A 19,538-nucleotide genomic window follows, 5' to 3' on the forward strand; every position below is an offset into this window, starting at 1 on the left:
GAAAGGCACAGAAATCTCATGAACGTGTCCGCTCCATTTTCCGAAGCTGGAACGCCGCATAAGAAGCCTGAGCAAGCTTTGAAGGGCGCTATCAGCATCCGCAACGTTACCAAGATTTACGACCCCGAGGGCGTCAACGTGATGGCCGTTGACAATGCCTCCATGGAGATTGCAGGCGGTGAAGTCTGCATGATCGTCGGGCCGTCTGGTTGCGGGAAGACAACCCTACTCAACGCGATCGCCGGCTTCCACTCCATTACCTCCGGTGAAATCCGTCTGGATGGCGAACTTCTTTGCGGTCCAGGCAAGCCAAAAGCCAAACAGGGCGCAGATCGCATGGTCGTGTTCCAGCACGGTGCTCTGTTCCCATGGAAAACGCTGGCTGAAAACGTTGCCTACGGTCCTATCGTGCAGGGCGCGCTGTCCAAGTCCCTCGCGATGGAAAAGGCTCGGCATATGCTTGCCGACGCTGGTCTCGGCGACGTTGGCAACAAGTATCCGGGCGAAGTGTCATCAGGTATGGCACGGCGTGCCGAAATCGTACGCGCATTGATCAACGATCCCAAAGTTCTGCTGCTCGATGAGCCGTACCGAGCGATGGACGCGCTGACGAAATCTATCATGCACGAGTCACTGCTCGAGACCTATGACCGCACGAAGGTGACGATCTTCTTCATTACCCACGACCTCGAAGAAGCAATTTTCCTTGGCGACAAGGTGCATATCGTCACGACACGTCCGTGCCAATTGAAGAAGACGGTTAACGTCGACATTCCACGGCCACGTTCCTACGCCGTGCAATCCTCCGAGCAATTCCGGGTGCTCATGGAAGAAGTCAACGAAGCCGTCCACGAAGAAGCAATCAAAGCGTTCGAAGCCGGCGAACGCGAGCTTGCGTAACTAAGAGCGGGGAGTCGAAACAAAGTCATGACTGATGTCGCACAATCCAGCTCAGGCGCCTACGCATTGCCGCGTCGCCGCTCGAAGCTGGAGAAACTTATCCAAAATGTTTCTTTCTGGCGCGGTGTCACCGCCGTCATCGTGTTCCTGTGTGTCTGGGAAGTTGGGTCCCGGATGGACGAATGGCTCGGTGAAGCATGGACCGTTCCTTTTGTCGGTCTCATCCCTCCACCAACGGATGTCGCAGTTGCCTGGCTCGAGGTTCTACCGAAGGCTGGTTACTGGAACAGCTGGTATGAAAGCTTCCGGCGCGTTTTGTCGGGCTTCTTGGTGGCTATGGCCCTCGGTATTCCGTTCGGGCTGCTTCTTGCCGTGAACAAGTACTTCCGCGACTTGTTCTTCCCACCCTTTGAGATCCTTCGTCCAATTCCGCCGCTGGCGTGGGTTCCCGCTTCTCTGATCTTCTGGCCCACCAACGAAATGTCGATCGCATTCGTTACGTTCCTTGGTGCGTTCTTCACGATCGTGATCAACGTGCTTGGTGGCGCAAGATCTATCGATGTTCGCTACCTGCGCGCCGCGCAGTCCATGGGCGCATCGCAGTGGCACCTGTTCTCGCGGATCGTCCTGCCCGCTACGCTGCCTTCGATCTTCACCGGTGCTGCAGTCGGCATGGGTATTACGTGGGAAGTCGTTCTTGCGGCCGAGATGATCTCGGGCGGTGGTACGCAGGGTGGCGGCGGCCTCGGGTTCTTCATCTGGAACTCGTACATGGGCGGCTCGCTTACGCAGATCGTCGTCGGCATGATCTCGATCGGTATTGCGGGCTTCCTGTCATCATCCGCGATCCGTGCGCTCGGAGACTGGTTCATGCCCTGGAAACGGATGTTCTGACCTCGTGTCCATAGTTCGTGACCGAGTGTTCAAGAAAAGGTAGCAAAAAATGCAACAAGAGAACTCCAAAGGAGCAGCCGCCGCGTCCAAGGACTATGCCATTGGTAAGTCCAAGGTCGAGTTGCGGAACGTTTCCAAGTCCTACGGTGAAGAGTGGGACGAGCAGACCGTTATCGAGGACATTAGCTTTGAGCTAACGCCGGGCGACCTCACCGTTGTGGTGGGGCCGTCAGGTTGCGGCAAGTCCACGTTGGTCAATCTCATCGCCGGTTTCGAACGGCCAGACAGCGGTGAGATTCTACTGGACGGCAAGCGCGTAACGGGACCTGGCAAAGACCGCATGGTCGTTTTCCAGGAAACGGCTTTGATGCCGTGGCAGACCACGTACGAAAACGTTGTATTTGGTCCCAAGCTGCGCGGAGACATGCGGGGCAAGGAACTTAAAGACGAAGCCGAACGCCTGCTGGCGAAGGTTGGTCTTTATGAGTTCATGCACAAGTATCCCCTTCAGCTTTCGGGCGGCATGCAACGCCGTGCAGAACTTGCACGCGCGCTGATCAACAAGCCAAGCATCCTGATCATGGACGAACCGTTCCGTGGTCTGGACGCCATGTCTCGTGGTCTGATGCAGGAATTCTTCTTGCGGTTGTTTGAAGAAAACCACCGTACGAACTTGTTCGTGACTTCAGAAATCGATGAAGCGATCTTCCTCGCAGACCGTCTGGTTATTCTGTCCAACCGGCCAGCGCAGGTCCGCAAGGTGATCGACATCCGGTTGCCGCGCCCACGTCACTACTCGATGCTCAACTCGCAAGAAGCTTATGACTATAAACGCGAGGCTATGAGCATCCTGCATGACGAGGCGATGCGCAGCTTCTCGTCGACGGGTGTGTCTTCGGACTTCACCGAGAACTACACTGCACAGCCGAATGCCTAGTCGGATCGGTAGAAGAAGTTACGGAAGTAGAAACACGTGCTAGAGTTTCTAGCTCTGATAACGCAGCGCCCGGTGGTCATCGCATTGGCGATCACCGGTGCGCTTCTCGTTACGGCCGGCAGCTATATGGCGAAGCCGGACGAACCCACAAAAGCATCACGCTCGTTGACGGTGGTGGGATACGTCCTCACTGTGCTTAGCGTGGTGTTTTTCATAATCGCGGGCTTCATGTCCGATCAGTGATATCTCGCCCGCGATTACTGCTGATGCAGAGGATACGTACTCCTATATGCAGATCGAGGCCCGGGGACTTTGCAAGAGCTTCGCTGCGCATGATGTTGTCAAGGACGTCAGCTTCAGCGCGGAACCGGGAGCGGTAACAGGCTTTTTGGGCCCTAACGGTGCAGGTAAGTCGACCACCATGCGACTTCTCACCGGATGCTTGGCGGCCGACCGCGGGACCGCAAGCATTGGCGGCTATGACATTGATCGCAATCCGCTCGAAGCACGCGCATGTCTCGGCTATCTTCCCGAAGCCGCCAACGGATTTACCAGCCTCACAATCTTAGAGTTTCTCATTTTCGCTGCTGAAGCTCGCGGTTTTCATGGAAAGCCGTGTCGGGACGCCATCTCCCGAGTCGTGGATATGATCGGGCTTGGGCCCGCGCTCGGACAGACACTCGGCCAGCTCTCCAAAGGATGGCGACAACGCGCCTGGCTGGGGCAAGCGCTCATACACGATCCACCGGTGTTGATCCTCGATGAACCGACAGATGGCCTGGATCCCTTGCAGAAGACGCACCTGCGCAAATTGCTCGCGGAACTCAGCTCACGTAAAACCATCCTGATGTCGACACATATTCTCGAAGAGGCCGAAGAGTTGTGTGATCATTTGATCCTCCTCGCTGAGGGACGCGTCGTTGCCGATACCCGAAAAGCCGACGTGGTCGATGCGTCCGGCCGGCTTGCGCCCGCGTTCTTACGCCTGACGCAACCCGGCGCCGCGCACGCTGTGCCGTGATGCCATGACGAGTGCAAGCTTACCCTCCGAGAGCAGGCCGACCTCGAAGTCCGGACGCTGGATCAGCGATGTCTTCGCGGTGTACCGCAATGAATGGCGGCAGTTCATCTATGCCCCTGTGACAGCGATCTTTCAGGTCGGTTTTCTAATCGCGCTCAACGCCTGTATCTTTCTGATCGCCAACTTCTATGCAACGGACGTTGCGAGTATTGCCCTGCAATGGACGTTCTTGCCGTGGGTTGCGCTCGTCTTCGTCCCCGCGCTCGCCATGCGCGCCTTTACCGATGACCCGGGCGATCGCGCTCTGGAATTGACGCTCAGCATGCCGTTGGCACGCTCGGCTATCATCGTGGGCAAATGGGCAGCAGGCCTCAGTGTGCTGTGCGTCTCGCTTCTCTTCACGTTTCCATTCGTCCTCACGATCGCCTATCTCGGTGATCCGGAATGGGGCGTCGTTGCTGCAGGCTATTTCGGGGCACTCGGCCTTCTGGCGGTCTATTTTGCGGTCGCCCTCTTCGCGGCTGCTCTCGTTCGAGAGCCAGTCAGCGCCTATGTTGTTGGGCTCGGGTTTCTTGTACTGCTATCCCTCTTTGGTTGGGACGTTTTCGGCAGATTGCTGAGTGGCACCTTTGCTGAGCCCTTATCCGCTCTCTTAGTGTTCCTGAGTCCGAAGCACTGGCTGGATCGTATGGCGGCCGGGCGGATAGAGCTCGCCGCCGTTCTTTACTTCGTCCTCACAACGGGGCTTGCGTTATTGGCAACGACGCTAGCGATGGCTCGTCGCCGTCTCGCCGGAAAAGCTAAATTTGTTCGGGCGGGCCGTGACACTGCGATTGTCGTACTTCTCGCAGGGGCTGCTGCCGTCGTCATTGCCGTAACATCGCGCCTACCGACTACTCTCGACCTAACGGATGCCCGCGAGTTCACGTTGCACGATGAGACGCGTGCCATAGCCCGCAACACGCCTGAAGGCGTTGCCGTCGACTTCTATTGGAGCGAAGGGCAAGCAAGCGTTCCGGCAAGCATTCGCCTCCACGCGGATCGCGTCGAACGGATTTTGTTCCAGTTGGCGTCCCTGTCCGACGGACACATTACAATCCGAACCCATGACGTAAGTCCCGATAGCGACGCCGAAGAAACGGCGCTCGCGGCCGGGGTGCGGAGGGTGCCCATGTCATCGGGCGACAACTTCTTTTTAGGCGCTGTATTTCACCGTGGAGATCGGCAGGGCGTGATCTCGTATTTCGACGAGCAGCGCAGCGAACTTCTTGAGTATGATGTCGCGTTGGCTATCGACAACCTCTCTCGCGACAGGACACCACGCATCGGCATCATCTCACCTGCGTTGACCCCGAGCAATGCAACCGAACCGCGGCCGGGCTTGGCATTCCTGGAGGACGTGAAACGCCAATATGATGTGGCGATTATCCCGCATTTCTCAGACACGCTTCCTGAGGATCTCGATGCGTTGATCGTCATGGACGCGACGATACTCAAATCGGACCTGCTCTATCAGATCGACCAGCATGTGATGGCGGGCAAGGGGCTGATCGTGATGATCGACCCACATGCGAGATTTAACAGCGGGAATGCCGCAGTGGTCCCGCAGCCATCAGAAGTGATCAACGACATTTCGGATTTACTTCTGACGTATGGTGCCCGCTTTCTCGGTGAGGGCATCGTTGGCGACTCTCAGCTGGCCTCGCCTGTGGTCGGCAAAGATCAGCAGCAACTGAATTATCCGTTCTGGCTCCGCGTTCCGAGATCGCGCGTTTCATCCGCTCATCCCGTCACTGCGAGCCTCAATGATCTCTTATTCGGGGAAGCCGGCTCATTCGAGCTCACAGGCCGCGACAACGCCGTCGCCTTAATTACGACGACCGAAGATTCCGGGACGCTGCCCAGAGAGGATTTCAAGAATGGCGATCCCGCTAGATTGGAAGCGCAGTTCAAACCCGACGGGAAGCCACGCGTTATCGCGGTGGCTCTAGGTGGCCCGTTCAAGAGCGCGTTCGGCGCCACTGGGGGAGACGGCAAAGACTCCAAGCACCATCGTGCTGAAACCAATGCGGCAAGCGTGTTTGCCATTAGTGATGCAGACTGGCTATACGACCCAATGGCCCTGCAAAACGTTACTGTCGGCGATCGGAACTTGAGCCGTCCTCTGAACGACAACGTTACGTTTCTGCTCAACATGATCGAGCATGCAGCAGGAAATCCTCGGCTGATCGGGATCCGCTCACGGGGCCGTCTTGCTCGGCCGTTCACACGTGTCGCTGAAATGCTGCGCGACGCCAGCGCCCGATATCAGGAAGAGGAGCGCAAGCTCATCACGCGCATCGCGCGGGTGGAAGGTGATATTCGCAAAGTTCTCGAACTTGCCAGTGCTTCGCGCACCGAGCAACTACCTGACGAGATTCGCGCGCGTGTAAATCAACTCAGTCAGGCGTTGTTGCCATACCGGCGTGATCTACGACGCATCCGCGCAAGTATGCGTGATGACGTCGAGCGGTTGGGTCAGAAAATTACGGTGCTCAATCTGGCTGCCGGGCCACTACTCGTGGCGCTGTTCGCGGGCTTGATGTGGTCGCGGCGGCGGCGCCCAACCTTATTTTCCGGGAAGACGTGAGCCGGTAAGGCTCAAGTTGCTCTAGACATCAAAGGGCTGCGCTTACCGGCAGGCGCGGCGCAGCCCCCAGGACCCTTTAGCGCGCTGTCTTCCCCCCGATCAGACAGCGCACATCAGGGCCTTAGCGATAGTGCCTCACGTCCGGACGCGGATCTGGAATGAAGCCGTCCTTATTAGGCATCTCGACCTTGGGCAAGGTCTCCGCATTCATCACTTCATCCTCTTTTATGATGTTGGCGCGGTTGAGGATGTAAGCGGTGACAGAGTAGATCTCTTCGTCCGTGAGCGACCCTGGCTCATTGAATGGCATTGCCCGCTTGACGTAGTCGAACACCGTGGACGCATAGGGCCAGTAGCTTTCGATCGTCTTGACGGGTTTTGCCGTATTCAGCGTGCCTCGACCGCCGATCAATTTATCGCCGCCGGCCTCCTTGATGCCCTCGAGGTTTTCCCCGTGGCAGGCGGCGCACTTTTCGGCGAAGACTTCCTTGCCTTTGGCGACTGTTCCTGAACCCTCCGGCAAGCCGCGACCGTCCGGCATTGCGTCGATATCGATCTTCGCAATTTCCTCTTTTGTCGGCGTCGTGCCGAAGCCCAACTCATCGGCCCTGGCGTCGTTCCCCAATGCACTCACGGCAACGATCGACACGCCCGCAAGAAGTGCCAAGAAGACTTGTGGTGTGCTGCGTTTTTTCAGCATATGAAGTTCTCCCTGACCGCTTTTCCGCACAGGAAATCCCGCATGAAAAGCAGTCCTTTAATCCTTGCAGTTGTCAGACCTGATGTGCCGCGTTCGTTACCGAACCATCGGCGCCAATGGCCCACGCCATGATGCCGTTGAGGTGGTAGACCGAGTTCAGTCCCCGCACAGCGGTGATGTCCGCGATCGTCGGCTGGACGTATCCCGTCTCATCACTGCAACGGCATGCGATGAGCGCCGGCTTGCCGTCCCACACCCACGGGAAGCGGAAGCGCGTATGGCAAATAGGCAGGACTGGACCTTGCAGCGAAGCCAGATTCCATGTTTTGCCGCCGTCCACCGTGACCTCGACATCGCGGATCGCGCCGCGTCCCGACCAAGCAAGTCCAGTGATCTCGTAGAAGCCCGGTCCTGGCAGCTTCATATCGCCGGACGGGAACGTGATTACAGACTTCGCTTCCATCGTCATGGAAAACTGACGCGCTTTGCCGTCAGCGAGAAGGTCCGTGTACTTGGACGTTTCTTCACGTGTCATGAAGGGCTTGTCGCTGATTTCCAAGCGGCGGAGCCACTTAATGTGTGTGTTGCCTTCGTAACCAGGAAGGAGAAGACGGAGCGGATAGCCCTGTTCGGGGCGTAGGGCCTCACCGTTCTGCCCATATGCGATGATGGCGTCAGACCACGCCTTGTCCATTGGGACACTGCGCGTCATGACGGCAGCGTCGGCGCCTTCCGCGAGAATCCACGCGGCCCCATCTTTAATGCCGACCTCACTCAAGATTGTCGACAGAGGTACGCCGGTCCACTCAGATGTACTGGTCAGGCCGTGCGTGCCTTGCACGGTTTTGAGCGTCGGCTGCTTGAATTCGGTGAGGCCGTTACCCGAGCACTCGATGAACATGGTCCGCGAAACCGACGGGAACCGCTTCAGGTCCGCCATGGTGTACTTTTTCGGCTTGTCGCACATGCCATGGACAATGAGGCTGTGGTTAGCCGGATTGATTGTCGGGATACCGCCGTGATGGCGTTCAAAGTGCAGACCCGATGGGGTGATAATCCCCAAGCCGCTGGCCAGCGGTGTCATCGTCCAGGACGATTCCTTTGTCGCAGTGCCAAAGCGCCAGCGTGCCTCTGTTTCAAACTGTGATCGAGTGCCGTATCCTCCGTCGTCGTTGGTCAAACGACCTTGCACTTTCGTGGGATCTTCGGGAACAGGGAACTCAATAGCGCCTGCAGGAGCTTCAGCTCGGGCCAACTGGGGCAACGTGCCGGCCGCTGCAGCCGCGGCGGCAGTCGCCAGGAAAAACGAGCGTCTGGTCGGCTGCGGGTTTGGGAACATCCCCTCTTTACATTCGCAGTCTTCGAGTTCCGCCCTTTGCGCTTCTAGCGCCCGCTTTTCCGCTTCGATCATGCCTTCGATCTGACGGCGCGTTCCATCGTCGACATCCCAATCGGAAATGTCGGGATAGTTGAGTTCTGTTGTCATGCGATTTCCTCCAGAAAACGTTTTTTGTACCGTTCACCCGGATTGACGGTCGGGTCGGGTCTTTTTTTTTTGGGCTCGCTATGAATCCGCGTAGCCAAGCCTACAACTTCGAGAGACAAGTTGCGCTTTAGGACCTTTGCGTTCGCGGTTGGCTTCTCTCCTTGCTTTTGACACTGTGTCCGCGACTAAGCGCCTCAGCTTATTCTGGCAAAATACTGCACACTAATAAATGATCGTTATGTGCCAAGAGCCTTTGCCTATCGAATGCTCCAAAAAGACGCCCGGCGGTTGAGGCCGGGCGCTCAAGTTTCTCAAACAATCTGCAGAGCGTGATCGAGTGAGGAAAGGCGTTTTTTTAGCCGGCTTTCTTTGCGCCTGACTTGATTTCTTCGAGCTTGCGCTCCCACTTCATTTCGCGAGCGAAGGTCTCGAGCTCTTCCGGTGCCATGTGAATGGTCTCTGCCGGGCCCGGATAATCACGTTCGACAACGTCCTTCATGTAACGCGTGATGACGTCTTCCATGATCGGGATGAGGTCGGTGTAGATGCGCGAGTGCTTCGGAACGTGTTCTTCCCACAGATGGAAGAGGTCCGAAGAAATGATGTGGACGCCGTCAGCGCGGTTGCCGGCACCGAGGCTGATCACGGGGATCGGCAGGGTTTCAGCGAGGTATTCGGCGACTTCGTGCGTCGTCACTTCGCAGAGGAGCGAGAAGCAACCGGCATCGTACATGGCTTTCGCGTCGTCGATGAGTTCCTTAGCGCGCTTTGCGGTTTTACCCTGAGCGATGAAGCCACCAAGCTGAGGCATACGCATCGGCGTGATGCCGATGTGGCCCTGAACCGGGACACCAGCGTTGACGATCGCTTCGATATTCGCAGCGTGGTGACGGTTACCTTCGCACTTCATGACTTCGGCATTCGCCTCGTGAACGAAGCGGCCTGCGTTCTCGATCGCCTGCTCCTTGGAGACGTGGAAGCTCCAGTAGGGCATGTCGACCATGCGAAGACCGTACTTCGAACCACGGTCGATCGCCTGCGACATCATCATAACTTCGTCGAAGCTCACCGAGACCGTGCTCTGGTGACCGAACAGGATCATGCCGCCGGTGTCTGAAACGCACAGGATGTCCATCCCGAGACGGTCAGCCACAACTGCCGTGCGGTAGTCGTAGGCGGCGAGCTGGGTAATTGGCTCACCCCTCTTCTTTTTTGCCATCAGCGTATTGATGGTCACTTTTTTGCGTGCTGGCTTATCCGCCATGGCGTCTCTCCGTTCGGAATTCTTCAATGGTTTTTTTTCGAGCGAGGTAGCTTGCCGTGGACGGTCTGCCGGCAAAGAACTCCTCTGCCCCTAAAGGGCGTCTTCTGGCCCCCAATAGTCAAATCCGCAGAACCTATCATGGGTTTGCCAAAACCTATGAGCGTGGCCGCAACTGATGATTTTCAACGCCATGGCGCTCGTGGACGACGCTTTTGGGGGTCATAATAGGGCCGCTCTATCCGCCGAATTTCGTGAAATACGCCATTCTCGTCTCGCAAAGAGGCCCCCTCGTCGATCGTGCACGCATATCCCAACCCGAGAATCGCACCCGCTAAAGGACTCCAGCATGCCGAGGTCACAGTGATTTCTCCTGGGCGTTGGGGTCTCCTCACTTCGGCGTGTGGTTGCCAGAGAACAGGTCTTGTGTCGGCCTCGGCCGTAAAGGCCACCAATGATATGGGAACGTTTTCCCGCACCTCAGCCTCACCTGAGAATGTGGCAAGTCCCAATTCGTGAGCTTTTACGGGCAGGCTTAGTTCGTTGGCGAATAAGATGAATCCGGCCTCGATGCGCAAAATATCAGCGGCTGCAAAGCCGGCAGGCGGCACACGCTTCGTCAGTGCGTTCCATAACTCTGTGGCGCTCTGCTTCGGCGCAATGATCTCGAAGCCAGCTTCCCCGGTATAGCCCAGGCGCCCGACGAGGCATGGCACCCCTATGACGTGGACCTCAGTACAGCCAAAGTAGGGAAGCTCGGCGAGCGCCGCTCTATCAGCAAACTCGCTGAGTACGTCCAGGCTATTGGGCCCCTGAAGGGCGTAGATAACGCACGCGTCGCTGAGATCCGTGGCTGCTGGGGCCAATGCGAGCAGATTGGCGATATCCTGATGCCGACCGCTCATCACCTCGAATGTGTCGGTCCCGACGCGCCATATGGTGAGATCGACTGCAACGTGTCCCGACGATGTCTGGCGCAGGCAGTAACGCAACCGACCGACGGACAAATCGGATAAATTGCGCTGCGTCAGTGTCTGTACTGCAGCGAGCGCATACGGTCCGGCGACTCGGACTCGGGACATGAACGAGAAGTCAAAAACTGCCGCGCTCTTTCGGCATACGGCAGCTTCCCCAATAATGTCACCATAGTCTCGGGCCAAATCTGTGAGACTGAAACTCATCTCACGGCCTTCTCAGCTTGTGAAGGCAAGGGCGAGTTTTATCAGGATCATTCCGCCAACAACTACGAGAAGCGCGGACACGAAGGCCTTCAGCGTTGCGCGCGGCAACACATGAGCCAACTTGGCGCCAGACCACGTGCCGAAGACGATACCGAAACCCAAGATTGATCCAAGCAGGGGATCAAGTGTCCCCGCCACAATATTTCCGCTGGTCGCGAGGACGGCGATCGGCAACTGAATAGCCTGAGCCAATCCGATGGCTGCAAGCACCGGCATCTGCATCCACACTAATATCGGAATTAGTACGAGGGGGCCGCCGGTTCCCGTCAAAGCAGAGGTAAAGCCCGTGACTGCGCCGATATTCGCGAGAATGGGCTTAGAGATAATTCCGCCATCGGCGGGCTCTGCCGCCGACTGGATTAAGAGCGCGTGTACTCCTGACGCGGCCGTCAACGTTCCTACGACGAACTCAATAATCGATGCCGGAATAGCGTTTGCAGCCAATGCTCCGATGAAGGCGGCAGGCATAGCACCCGCCCACATCCAGGCGGTCATATCCCAACGGATGGAATTACTCCGGGCGAAGACAAGCGTTCCCACTGCTCCGGACAGCAGAAAAGCAAACATGGCGGCCGCTATCGCCACATGAATGGGTACGTTCGCCAAGTATACGAGTGCCGGAACGACGATAACGCCGCCGATTCCGACGCAACCTATCAATAGTCCTGCCCCCATGCCGAGACCGGCAAAGAGTAGCAATTGCGCGAATTCCATGCGTTTGGCCCCCTGATGACCAAATCCAGGTCATCGCTTGCTCAACACATGGACATTCAATGAGGCAAGCGACGCAGGCCATAATCGCTGACGCACAAAAATGCGCCATAGGGTTGGCGTTCGAAAATACCAAACCAATAATAGATGACACCAATAATTGATGAAACTTATTGAACTAGAACTTTTATGAGCATGTTACTATTATTATTCCAAAGCCCATGTCAGAGCCATGACAGGGTATAGGTCTGGAAACCCTCAGGAAGTGCACCGATGTTCCTACGCCAGTTCAAATATCTCGTAGCGGTCGTTGAAGAGAAACACTTCGGTCGAGCAGCGAAACGTTGCAACGTTACCCAACCGAGCCTCTCGAGCGGCATCAAGCAATTTGAGCTGGAAATCGGTGTGCCGATATTCTTGCGCGGCCGTGGTCAGCGCTTCCATGGTCTGACACCCGATGGTGAACGGATCGCCAAATGGGCACGCCTCATCCTCTCGCATTGCGAAGCGATGCGCGACGAGATCAAGGAACGCCAGGACGACCTGCACGGCTCATTACGGATGGGCGCTATGCCCTCAATGTCTCCTGTTCTTCCTGTCCTTCTGGAAAAAGTGCGCGAGCGCTATCCGAATGTCCGCATCGACGTCCACTTCATGGGCAACGAAGCGATGAAGCTCGGACTTGATAACTTCAATCTTGATTGCGCGCTGACGTACATCGACCAGGCAGATCTCGGTCGCCGCAATGTTATTCCGATCTATTCCGAAAAGCTTAGCCTGTTGGTTCCGGACACAGCCGAGTTTGAGGGCCGTACTCAGATCACTTGGAAAGAAGCGGCAGAACTTCCTCTCGCGATGCTTCGCTCTAGCATGCATGAGCGCCGGTTTGTCGACAGCATCTTCGAACAGGTTGGCTGCGACGTCGTTCCAAAGGTTGAATCCGAATCCATTCTTCACCTGATGTTCCAGGTTCAATGCACGGAACTCTCGACGATCATTCCGGCACACTTCAAACGCATGCCCGGCCTGCATGCCGGCACGAAGGCGCTCGATCTCGTCGAGCCCGTGATGAGCCAGGAGGTCGGGCTGTTCTGGGCTGAAGGCGAAATCATTATGCCGATGGCCAGCGCGCTGGTCTCGATCGTGAAGAAGCTAAACAAGTCTGGCGAACTTCGCAGGCTGCTCGGCGACGACGAGAAATCCCAGGGCTCAAGAAAATCAAAGACGACTGTCCAGGCACAGCCACAGACACCCTGTGCGATCAACGCCGCACGTGTGCCAGTCTCCAATGGCGACACTGAAGAGCAGCAGCGCATCGCCCGCCATCTGCGCCTAGGCGATCACGATATCCTGTGAGTTTATAGAACGTGCCACCGACACCTCGGGGGCACGTTTTTTTTTCTGGTTCTCGTATTCAGCAAAAAAATCGGGGCAGCTTGGTTTCCAAGCCGCCCCGTTTTCAGTTCTAAATATCGACCTTTTTTACATCTTAGTGCGCATGTGGTTTGCGCTGTGCGGCGATCGATTTCTGCAAGAAGGCGACCACTTCCTCCGGCGACATGTTGTCGGAGATGATACGGCGCGCCATCAAAATGTAATTCGCGTTGAAGTTTCCGCTGGAAGCCTGCTCTTCCGTCCCAACGAAGAAATATGGCTCTGGCCTAGATGTGTTGCTGATCGCCATGCCGACTCTCAGAAGTCGTCCACCGGAGGCTTGGATCGGCATTTCAATGCCGATCTGGAAGCTGTTCGGCCAGCATTTGATTGCGGGCGGCTGTGCCGTCGACGTGCCTGCAATCGAAATGGTTCCATCCTCGGCATGCTTGCTGGCGAGCTGGGATAGGATCTGGCCTGCGTTCGTGTACCAGTTATTCAGGACCGCTAGCTCTTCCTGGTAGGATTCAGGAGCGAACTCTTCATTGTCACCCGACATGAGGTTTTCAGGCGTATAAGGGAGGTTCTTGGAGAACCGGTCGCGGTCCAGGCCGCGATGGAGAAGTTCAACCAAAGCCCACGCTTCCACATGCGCCGGAGAGCGATCCTCGAAGTAGAGGACGTGCGGAACAAGCTTGTCGCCTTCCCGGAACTGCATCTCCATATGGGGCAGACGCAATTCCACACGGTACTTGTCCTCGAAGGCTTTCGTGGAGAAAGCACCGTGTTCGGTATCCCATATCAATTCGACCTGCCGGTTGCCGTTTTCCGGCGCCCGAAAGCTGTTCGCGAAACGGGCAAGCCAATGAATGCCATTGTGTGCTTGGCGCCGGGCCTCATTCAGCTTTCGGCTATCTATTGTTTCAATCGTTTTCCACGCGACCGCGGTCATTTTATTTCCTCCGGAAATTTCGCCGGTTGTTTAGCAACGAGGTTCTTATCGCCTGACGAAATTACGCTTTATCCGCACCGTAGAACAGCATCACAGCGTGATCCGCCTCGGCGAAAAATAGCCAACGTTCAACGAGCAAGCCCGCACCGGCGCTGACAGCCGCAGTAAGAGCGACCGGCAAGGCTACCAGCGTGGACAGCATGGGAAGCAGAAGCAGACAAATCGGCGGCACCAGAAAGATCAGGTAGGTTGCCACAGTGCGCAGCTTCTTTGCGTGCTTGCGGGCCACATGGTACCCCATCTCGCGCATGACGAAGTTCGGACGCGAGTGCGGCGCTTCAATCATTCCAACCTTGCCGAACCGACCGAGGCCCGTTGCAGACTCTACGGTCAGTGAACGCTTGGCGCCATCTACGGTTTGCCACCACATGGTCTTGAGAATGAAGGCTACAACGACCAGCGCCACTGCGAGACCCGCCGTCCACCACGTCACTCCGGTTGAGGCCGCGAGGATGACATGGAAAAGAACGCCGCCGCTGGCGAGGGCCAAGCCGACATAAACCGGTGCAGTCCAAGGCTGGTGCCACGAGCGAATGGGGGGCAGCGATGCGTAAATCATCCCCGTTGCCCAGACCGTGCAGAGCGACAAGATCACTGTGCCGATCGCGAAAACCACCACGATGCCGGACAGGTTCTCAAAAAACACCCACGAAATCCCGAGCAGGCCAGCCGGAGCATACGTTGCGACGGCGAGCACGCCTTCGCGCGATAGCCATGACGAGCGCCATTGCGAAAACGCCCGCCAAGAACGCTCAGGACGTCCAAGGTGGAAGGTTGATGACAGCAGGCCGGCCGTAATCAGCGCCAGCGCCAAACCGAGGCCTGCGAAGCCGATACCCCAGTGGGGTGGGACGACACCAAGGGTGCCAGCAATCGCCATCCAGATGAGCAGGCCGTAGCCCGCTCCGGATGCGGTCGTGAAGAAGATCACCGAATAAGCAGGATGCATGGTCTTGTTTGTCTCGTTGTCTCGTTGGGGCGCGGTTCCCGCCCAGTGCTTGGCTTATCCATTTGCCTGCGGCCTACCGCAGACGGTGATTACCGTGACAGCATCTGATCTGCCCAGGCGAAGAGGCGTTCGGTCACACTGCCGTCAGTCTTTGCAGGCGGTGGTGCCGTATAAGACTGTGTGGAAGTGGCCGAGTTCCGCTTCGGCCGAGGCGGGAGATACTTGTTGACCGGCTTGTAGTTCATCTCTGGCAGGAGATCGTAACCACCGCGTTCGGCAACGAGTTGCGACACATCACTGTTGGGATCGCCGAGATCACCAAAGTGGCGCGCCCCGGTTGGGCAGGCGCGGACGCATGCCGGGATCCGATCCTCTTCGGCCAAGTGTTCGTTATAAATACGGTCAACGCACAGCGTGCATTTCTTCATGACGCCGTGGGCATAGTCGTATTCACGTGCGCCGTACGGGCAAGCCCACGAGCACAGCTTACAGCCGATGCATGTGTCCGGATTGACGAGGACGATGCCGTCCTCGTCACGCTTATAAGACGCGCCGGTTGGGCAGACCGTGACGCATGCCGGCGTTTCACAATGCAGGCACGAGCGCGGAAAGTGTACCGTCCGGCCTTCAGCACCGTCGTCGACCTCATAGGCATGGATACGATTGAGCCAAGCGCCATGGGGATCGGCACCGTAAGGGTCCTGATCGGACAACGGGGCCGAGTAGCCGCCTGTATTCCATTCCTTGCAGCTCGTGGCGCAGGCCTGACAGCCAACGCACGTATCAAGGTCGATGACGAGACCAAGCTTCCGCTCGGTGGTCTCGGGTAGCATGGTCATGAGTTGTTCCCCCTGAACTCAACTCCGAATGTAGAAACCTCAGCGACCTCGCGCTTCAGAGGGCTCTTGAGCGGCTCGAAACGCGGGCTGGTTTGTTGTTCTTCTCTTTCTAGCGCGCGCTCGATCCTGATCCTGAGATCGTACCAGGCGGCCTGCCCAGTGATCGGGTCCGAGTTGGAGAAGCGGTAGCCACCAGCTCGCTCGGGCAACAATTCCGAGATCAGGTGGTTCAACAGGAAGCCGTGGGTAGCTTCAGGTGCATCGTTATCCAGGCCCCACGCGCCGGAACGCTTGCCGATGGCATTCCAGGTCCAGACAGTGTCGGGATTGACACCATCCATTAGTCGGACCTGAGCTTTCACACGGCCCATAGCGCCGTGAATCCAGACCCAGTCATCGTCCTTAACGCCCAGGGCTTCTGCGCGGCCCCGATGCATATAGAGACGGTTCTGCGCCGTGATCTGCCGAAGCCACGCGTTCTGCGATCCCCACGAGTGATACATATGCATCGGCCGTTGCGTGACCGCGTACATCGGGAACTCATCGGTATCGAGAACCGCTCCTTCGAAGGGCGCGTACCAGAAAGGAATCGGATCAAAGAACGCCTCGATCCTCTTCCGGTGAGAATCCGGTGGCTGGATTTCGCCGTGACCACGCGCGGCCAAGCGGAACTTCTGCAAAGGCTCGACGTACAGCTGGAAGATGATCGGATCAGCCGAGCCGATGAAGCCAACTTCCTTCGCCCACTCCAGGTAGTCCTTGTTAGCGTGCTTGAAGTAGCGCTGCTCGGGCTTCAAGTGGTGCATGTAGAAGCAGCCGTTCTTGATGTACTCATCGAGCTGGTTGGGGTTCGGTGCCCCCTTGCCGTACTGATCGCCATTGTTGCCACGGAAGCCTGCCAACGGGCCGACGCCCGGGCCGCGCTCGTGGTTGACGATATAATCAGAGTATCCGCCAGGATACTTCGGCGAACCATCATCGTTGACGAAGCCCGGCAACCGCAAGCGTGCACCAAGATCGATCAAAACGGTCTGGAACGGACGGACATCGCGGTCCGGCTCGACAACCGGCTGACGGATTGAGTCGGCAGGTCCATCAGGATCGGAAACCGGACGGTCCAGAATCGAGATGCAGTCCCAGCGCTCGAGATAGGTTGTATCCGGCAGAATAAGATCGGCGTAGGGCACCATCTCCGAGTAGTAGGCGTCGGAATAGATGATCTTCGGGATCTTATATTCGCCGGTATTCTCGTCTTTCGCCGTCAAATGCTTCAACACGCCTGGAACGTTCATCGTTGAGTTCCAGCTCATGTTGGCCATGTACATGAACAGCACGTCGACCGGGTATGGATCGCCCATCGCGGCGTTGGTGATGACCATGTGCATGAGGCCGTGAGCCGCAATCGGCGCGTCCCACGAATAGGCTTTATCGATGCGTTCCGGACCATTTTCCGGGCTAAGCAACAGGTCTTCTGGGCCTGTCACGAAGCCAAGCGGCGCACCATTAAGCGGCGTGTTCGGCTTAACGGTTCCGTGCTTGCCTGCCGGCTTGTTGTGCGGCGGGGTCGGACGCGGATATGGGGGCTTGTAACGGAAGCCACCTGGGCAGTCGATAGAGCCGATAAGGATCTGCAGCATGTGGATCATTCTGCAGGTCTGGAAGCCGTTGGAGTGCGCCGAAATTCCGCGCATCGCATGCATCGAGACTGGCCGCCCGATCATCTTGTCGTGGCGACGCCCAGCCCAATCGGTCCAAGCAACGTCGAGCGTGATTTCCTGCTCGAATGCCACTTCGGCGATCTCCGCGGCGATTCGACGAATCGTATCCGCCGGTACGCCGCAGGCTTTTTCGGCTGCTTCCGGAGAATAGGACGGAGACAGGAAGCGCTCTGCGATGGGTTGGAATGACGGACGTGCCTTGCGACCGTCAGGCAGAGTGAACTCGCCTGCCAAAGCCGGAACAACGTCGGCCTGAGTGGCATCCGCCAACTGGTTTGTTTTCTTGTCGAAGCACAGCGGCTTTCCAGCTTCGTCGCGCGCAAACAAACCATCGTCAGCGTCGCCAGGCGAATTGATGACCAGCCAGGGTGCATTAGTGTAGCGCACGAGGTAGCCGACATCGATCTTTTCGGTGCGCAGAAGTTCGTGGATCAAGCCACCGACAAACATGCCGTCGGTGCCGGGCTTCACGCCGATCCATTCATCCGCGATTGCCTGGTAGCCAGTGCGAATCGGGTTGACCGATACGACCTTGGCGCCGCGCCCCTTGAGCTTTCCAAGCCCCGCCTTGATCGGATTGGAGGCGTGGTCTTCGGCAACGCCGAAGAGAACAAAATACTTCGTGAGGTCCCAGTCGGGATCGCCGAACTCCCAAAACGATCCGCCGAACGTGTAGAGACCTGCTGCAGCCATGTTAACGGAGCAAAAGCCGCCGTGCGCCGCGAAATTGGGTGTTCCGAATTGCTGTGCGAACCACCCTGTCAGGGCCTGCGACTGGTCGCGACCGGTGAAGAACGCGAGCTTTTTGGGGTCCTTATGACGAACGTCACCGAGCCAGCGCGTTGCCAGACCCAGCGCTTCTTCCCAGCTGATTTCCTTGAATTCACCTGAGCCGCGCGGACCAACCCGCAGCAGTGGCGCCTGCAGGCGCGCAGGTGAATAATGCTGCATAATGCCGGCAGACCCTTTGCCGCACAAAATGCCTTTGTTCACGGGATGGTCGCGGTTGCCCTCGATATACCGGACCTTGCCGTCCTTCAGGTAAACCTTAATTCCGCACCGACACGCGCACATGTAACAGGTCGTGGTCTTGATCTCGTCAGCCGGATTTGCCGACAGGTCAATCTTGACTCCGTTCCCGTTAGATCCATTCGAACCCACGATCTTTGCTCCACCCTTTGCGCCGTGTTGGACCATTGACCCAGGATTAAGGTCCGGCCACAGGCTCAGATTTGTCGTTTTGTATCGCCCGCTGCAACGGGGCACCGCAGGCTGCCGCTCGCTCCGCTTAGCCGTGAGCTGAGCATTACCAGCACCTGAATACACTATAGCAGCACCCGTCGACACCTTAAACCGTGGAGGTGAGCGAGGCGCAATGTAAAGTCATTTTGGTCTATCGATAGATTGATCAAGTTTACAGCTTGCGAGCCCAAGTGTCGGCAGGCCGACATGAAATTTGTCGCAGTGACACTCAAGAATCGCTGAAACGACAATTGTTTCGACGCAGCAAAATCAAACATATTGATTTCGTCTACAAACCTATCCAATCAAACAATCCCGCCAACGTTTCTCTCTGTGCTATCGACTGCATCGTGAGGCCAAATAAACGTCGGCGTCTGCCCGATCACGGCCTCTTGAGGGTGATCAGAGCGAGCGCCGTTAAATTCCATGACTTTAGTCGTGTGGATACGGATCCCCTCGCGCCAGGATCGAGATCAAAAAACCGGGGTAGGGACCCTTTAACAAAAAAAGCCGCTAGGCGGCGGAGGAAGACAACGCATGACCGTCAAGTCAGACATTGAGATCGCACGCGAAGCCAAGATGAAGCCGATCTCTCAGGTGGGCGAGAAGATCGCGGTGCCGGGT

16 protein-coding genes are annotated in these 19,538 nt (G+C 57.1%); 7 read left to right on the plus strand and 9 right to left on the minus strand.

What is annotated here, in order from left to right; translation table 11 throughout:
• Positions 1 to 18: 18 nt before the first annotated feature.
• From K5845_RS10905 to K5845_RS10930, 6 genes are read left to right on the plus strand one after another with little or no spacing between them, the layout of a single operon-like run.
• The gene (locus K5845_RS10905) at positions 19 to 900 is read left to right on the plus strand and encodes an ABC transporter ATP-binding protein (protein WP_090228642.1); all 882 of its coding nucleotides are present in this window, start codon (positions 19 to 21) and stop codon (positions 898 to 900) included.
• A gap of 27 nt (positions 901 to 927) precedes the next feature.
• Complete coding sequence (locus K5845_RS10910) at positions 928 to 1,794, plus strand: ABC transporter permease (RefSeq protein ID WP_046479270.1); 867 nt, start codon at positions 928 to 930, stop codon at positions 1,792 to 1,794.
• Positions 1,795 to 1,843: 49 nt separating this feature from the next.
• Complete coding sequence (locus K5845_RS10915) at positions 1,844 to 2,731, plus strand: ABC transporter ATP-binding protein (RefSeq protein ID WP_046479271.1); 888 nt, start codon at positions 1,844 to 1,846, stop codon at positions 2,729 to 2,731.
• Positions 2,732 to 2,767: 36 nt separating this feature from the next.
• On the plus strand, positions 2,768 to 2,974 hold the full coding sequence (locus tag K5845_RS10920) for a hypothetical protein (protein WP_046479272.1): 207 nt from the start codon (positions 2,768 to 2,770) through the stop codon (positions 2,972 to 2,974).
• Positions 2,975 to 3,020: 46 nt separating this feature from the next.
• Positions 3,021 to 3,752, plus strand: coding sequence for an ABC transporter ATP-binding protein (locus tag K5845_RS10925; RefSeq protein ID WP_287958975.1), 732 nt, complete (start codon positions 3,021 to 3,023; stop codon positions 3,750 to 3,752).
• A gap of 4 nt (positions 3,753 to 3,756) precedes the next feature.
• Positions 3,757 to 6,381 (plus strand): Gldg family protein, encoded by a 2,625-nt coding sequence (locus K5845_RS10930; RefSeq protein ID WP_287958976.1) that lies wholly within the window; start codon positions 3,757 to 3,759, stop codon positions 6,379 to 6,381.
• Positions 6,382 to 6,502: 121 nt separating this feature from the next.
• Here the strand turns inward: K5845_RS10930 and K5845_RS10935 are convergent, their stop codons facing one another.
• The 5 genes from K5845_RS10935 to K5845_RS10955 form a co-directional block, all read right to left on the minus strand.
• Positions 6,503 to 7,081: a c-type cytochrome gene (locus tag K5845_RS10935; RefSeq protein ID WP_046479274.1), complete on the minus strand. Its 579-nt coding sequence runs from the start codon at positions 7,079 to 7,081 to the stop codon at positions 6,503 to 6,505.
• A 73-nt stretch (positions 7,082 to 7,154) separates the two neighbouring features.
• On the minus strand, positions 7,155 to 8,420 hold the full coding sequence (soxC, locus tag K5845_RS10940; RefSeq protein WP_046480706.1) for a sulfite dehydrogenase: 1,266 nt from the start codon (positions 8,418 to 8,420) through the stop codon (positions 7,155 to 7,157).
• 502 nt (positions 8,421 to 8,922) lie between these two features.
• The gene (gene panB / locus K5845_RS10945) at positions 8,923 to 9,831 is read right to left on the minus strand and encodes a 3-methyl-2-oxobutanoate hydroxymethyltransferase (protein ID WP_052743865.1); all 909 of its coding nucleotides are present in this window, start codon (positions 9,829 to 9,831) and stop codon (positions 8,923 to 8,925) included.
• 182 nt (positions 9,832 to 10,013) lie between these two features.
• A complete protein-coding gene (locus tag K5845_RS10950; RefSeq protein ID WP_287958977.1) occupies positions 10,014 to 11,009 on the minus strand; it encodes a hypothetical protein in 996 nt (331 codons plus the stop codon).
• 12 nt (positions 11,010 to 11,021) lie between these two features.
• Positions 11,022 to 11,783 carry a sulfite exporter TauE/SafE family protein gene (locus tag K5845_RS10955; RefSeq protein WP_046479276.1) on the minus strand — a complete coding sequence of 254 codons (762 nt, stop codon included), beginning with the start codon at positions 11,781 to 11,783 and terminating at the stop codon, positions 11,022 to 11,024.
• A gap of 270 nt (positions 11,784 to 12,053) precedes the next feature.
• Here K5845_RS10955 and K5845_RS10960 point away from each other — a divergent pair, with 270 nt between their 5' ends.
• Positions 12,054 to 13,136 carry a LysR family transcriptional regulator gene (locus K5845_RS10960; protein WP_287958978.1) on the plus strand — a complete coding sequence of 361 codons (1,083 nt, stop codon included), beginning with the start codon at positions 12,054 to 12,056 and terminating at the stop codon, positions 13,134 to 13,136.
• Between the two features lie 133 nt (positions 13,137 to 13,269).
• On the opposite strand, the gene K5845_RS10965 is transcribed toward K5845_RS10960, so the two are convergent.
• From K5845_RS10965 to K5845_RS10980, 4 genes are all read right to left on the minus strand, one after another.
• Positions 13,270 to 14,106 carry a hypothetical protein gene (locus tag K5845_RS10965; protein ID WP_046479277.1) on the minus strand — a complete coding sequence of 279 codons (837 nt, stop codon included), beginning with the start codon at positions 14,104 to 14,106 and terminating at the stop codon, positions 13,270 to 13,272.
• A 61-nt stretch (positions 14,107 to 14,167) separates the two neighbouring features.
• Positions 14,168 to 15,115, minus strand: coding sequence for a dimethyl sulfoxide reductase anchor subunit family protein (locus tag K5845_RS10970; protein ID WP_046479278.1), 948 nt, complete (start codon positions 15,113 to 15,115; stop codon positions 14,168 to 14,170).
• Positions 15,116 to 15,204: 89 nt separating this feature from the next.
• Positions 15,205 to 15,954, minus strand: a complete 750-nt coding sequence (locus tag K5845_RS10975; RefSeq protein ID WP_046479279.1) for a 4Fe-4S dicluster domain-containing protein — start codon at positions 15,952 to 15,954, stop codon at positions 15,205 to 15,207.
• Complete coding sequence (locus K5845_RS10980; RefSeq protein ID WP_082101099.1) at positions 15,951 to 18,869, minus strand: molybdopterin oxidoreductase family protein; 2,919 nt, start codon at positions 18,867 to 18,869, stop codon at positions 15,951 to 15,953. The genes K5845_RS10975 and K5845_RS10980 overlap by 4 nt, the downstream gene beginning before the upstream one ends.
• Positions 18,870 to 19,538: the final 669 nt, after the last annotated feature.

The organism is Filomicrobium sp. (assembly GCF_025698805.1).
Classification (GTDB): domain Bacteria; phylum Pseudomonadota; class Alphaproteobacteria; order Rhizobiales; family Hyphomicrobiaceae; genus Filomicrobium; species Filomicrobium insigne.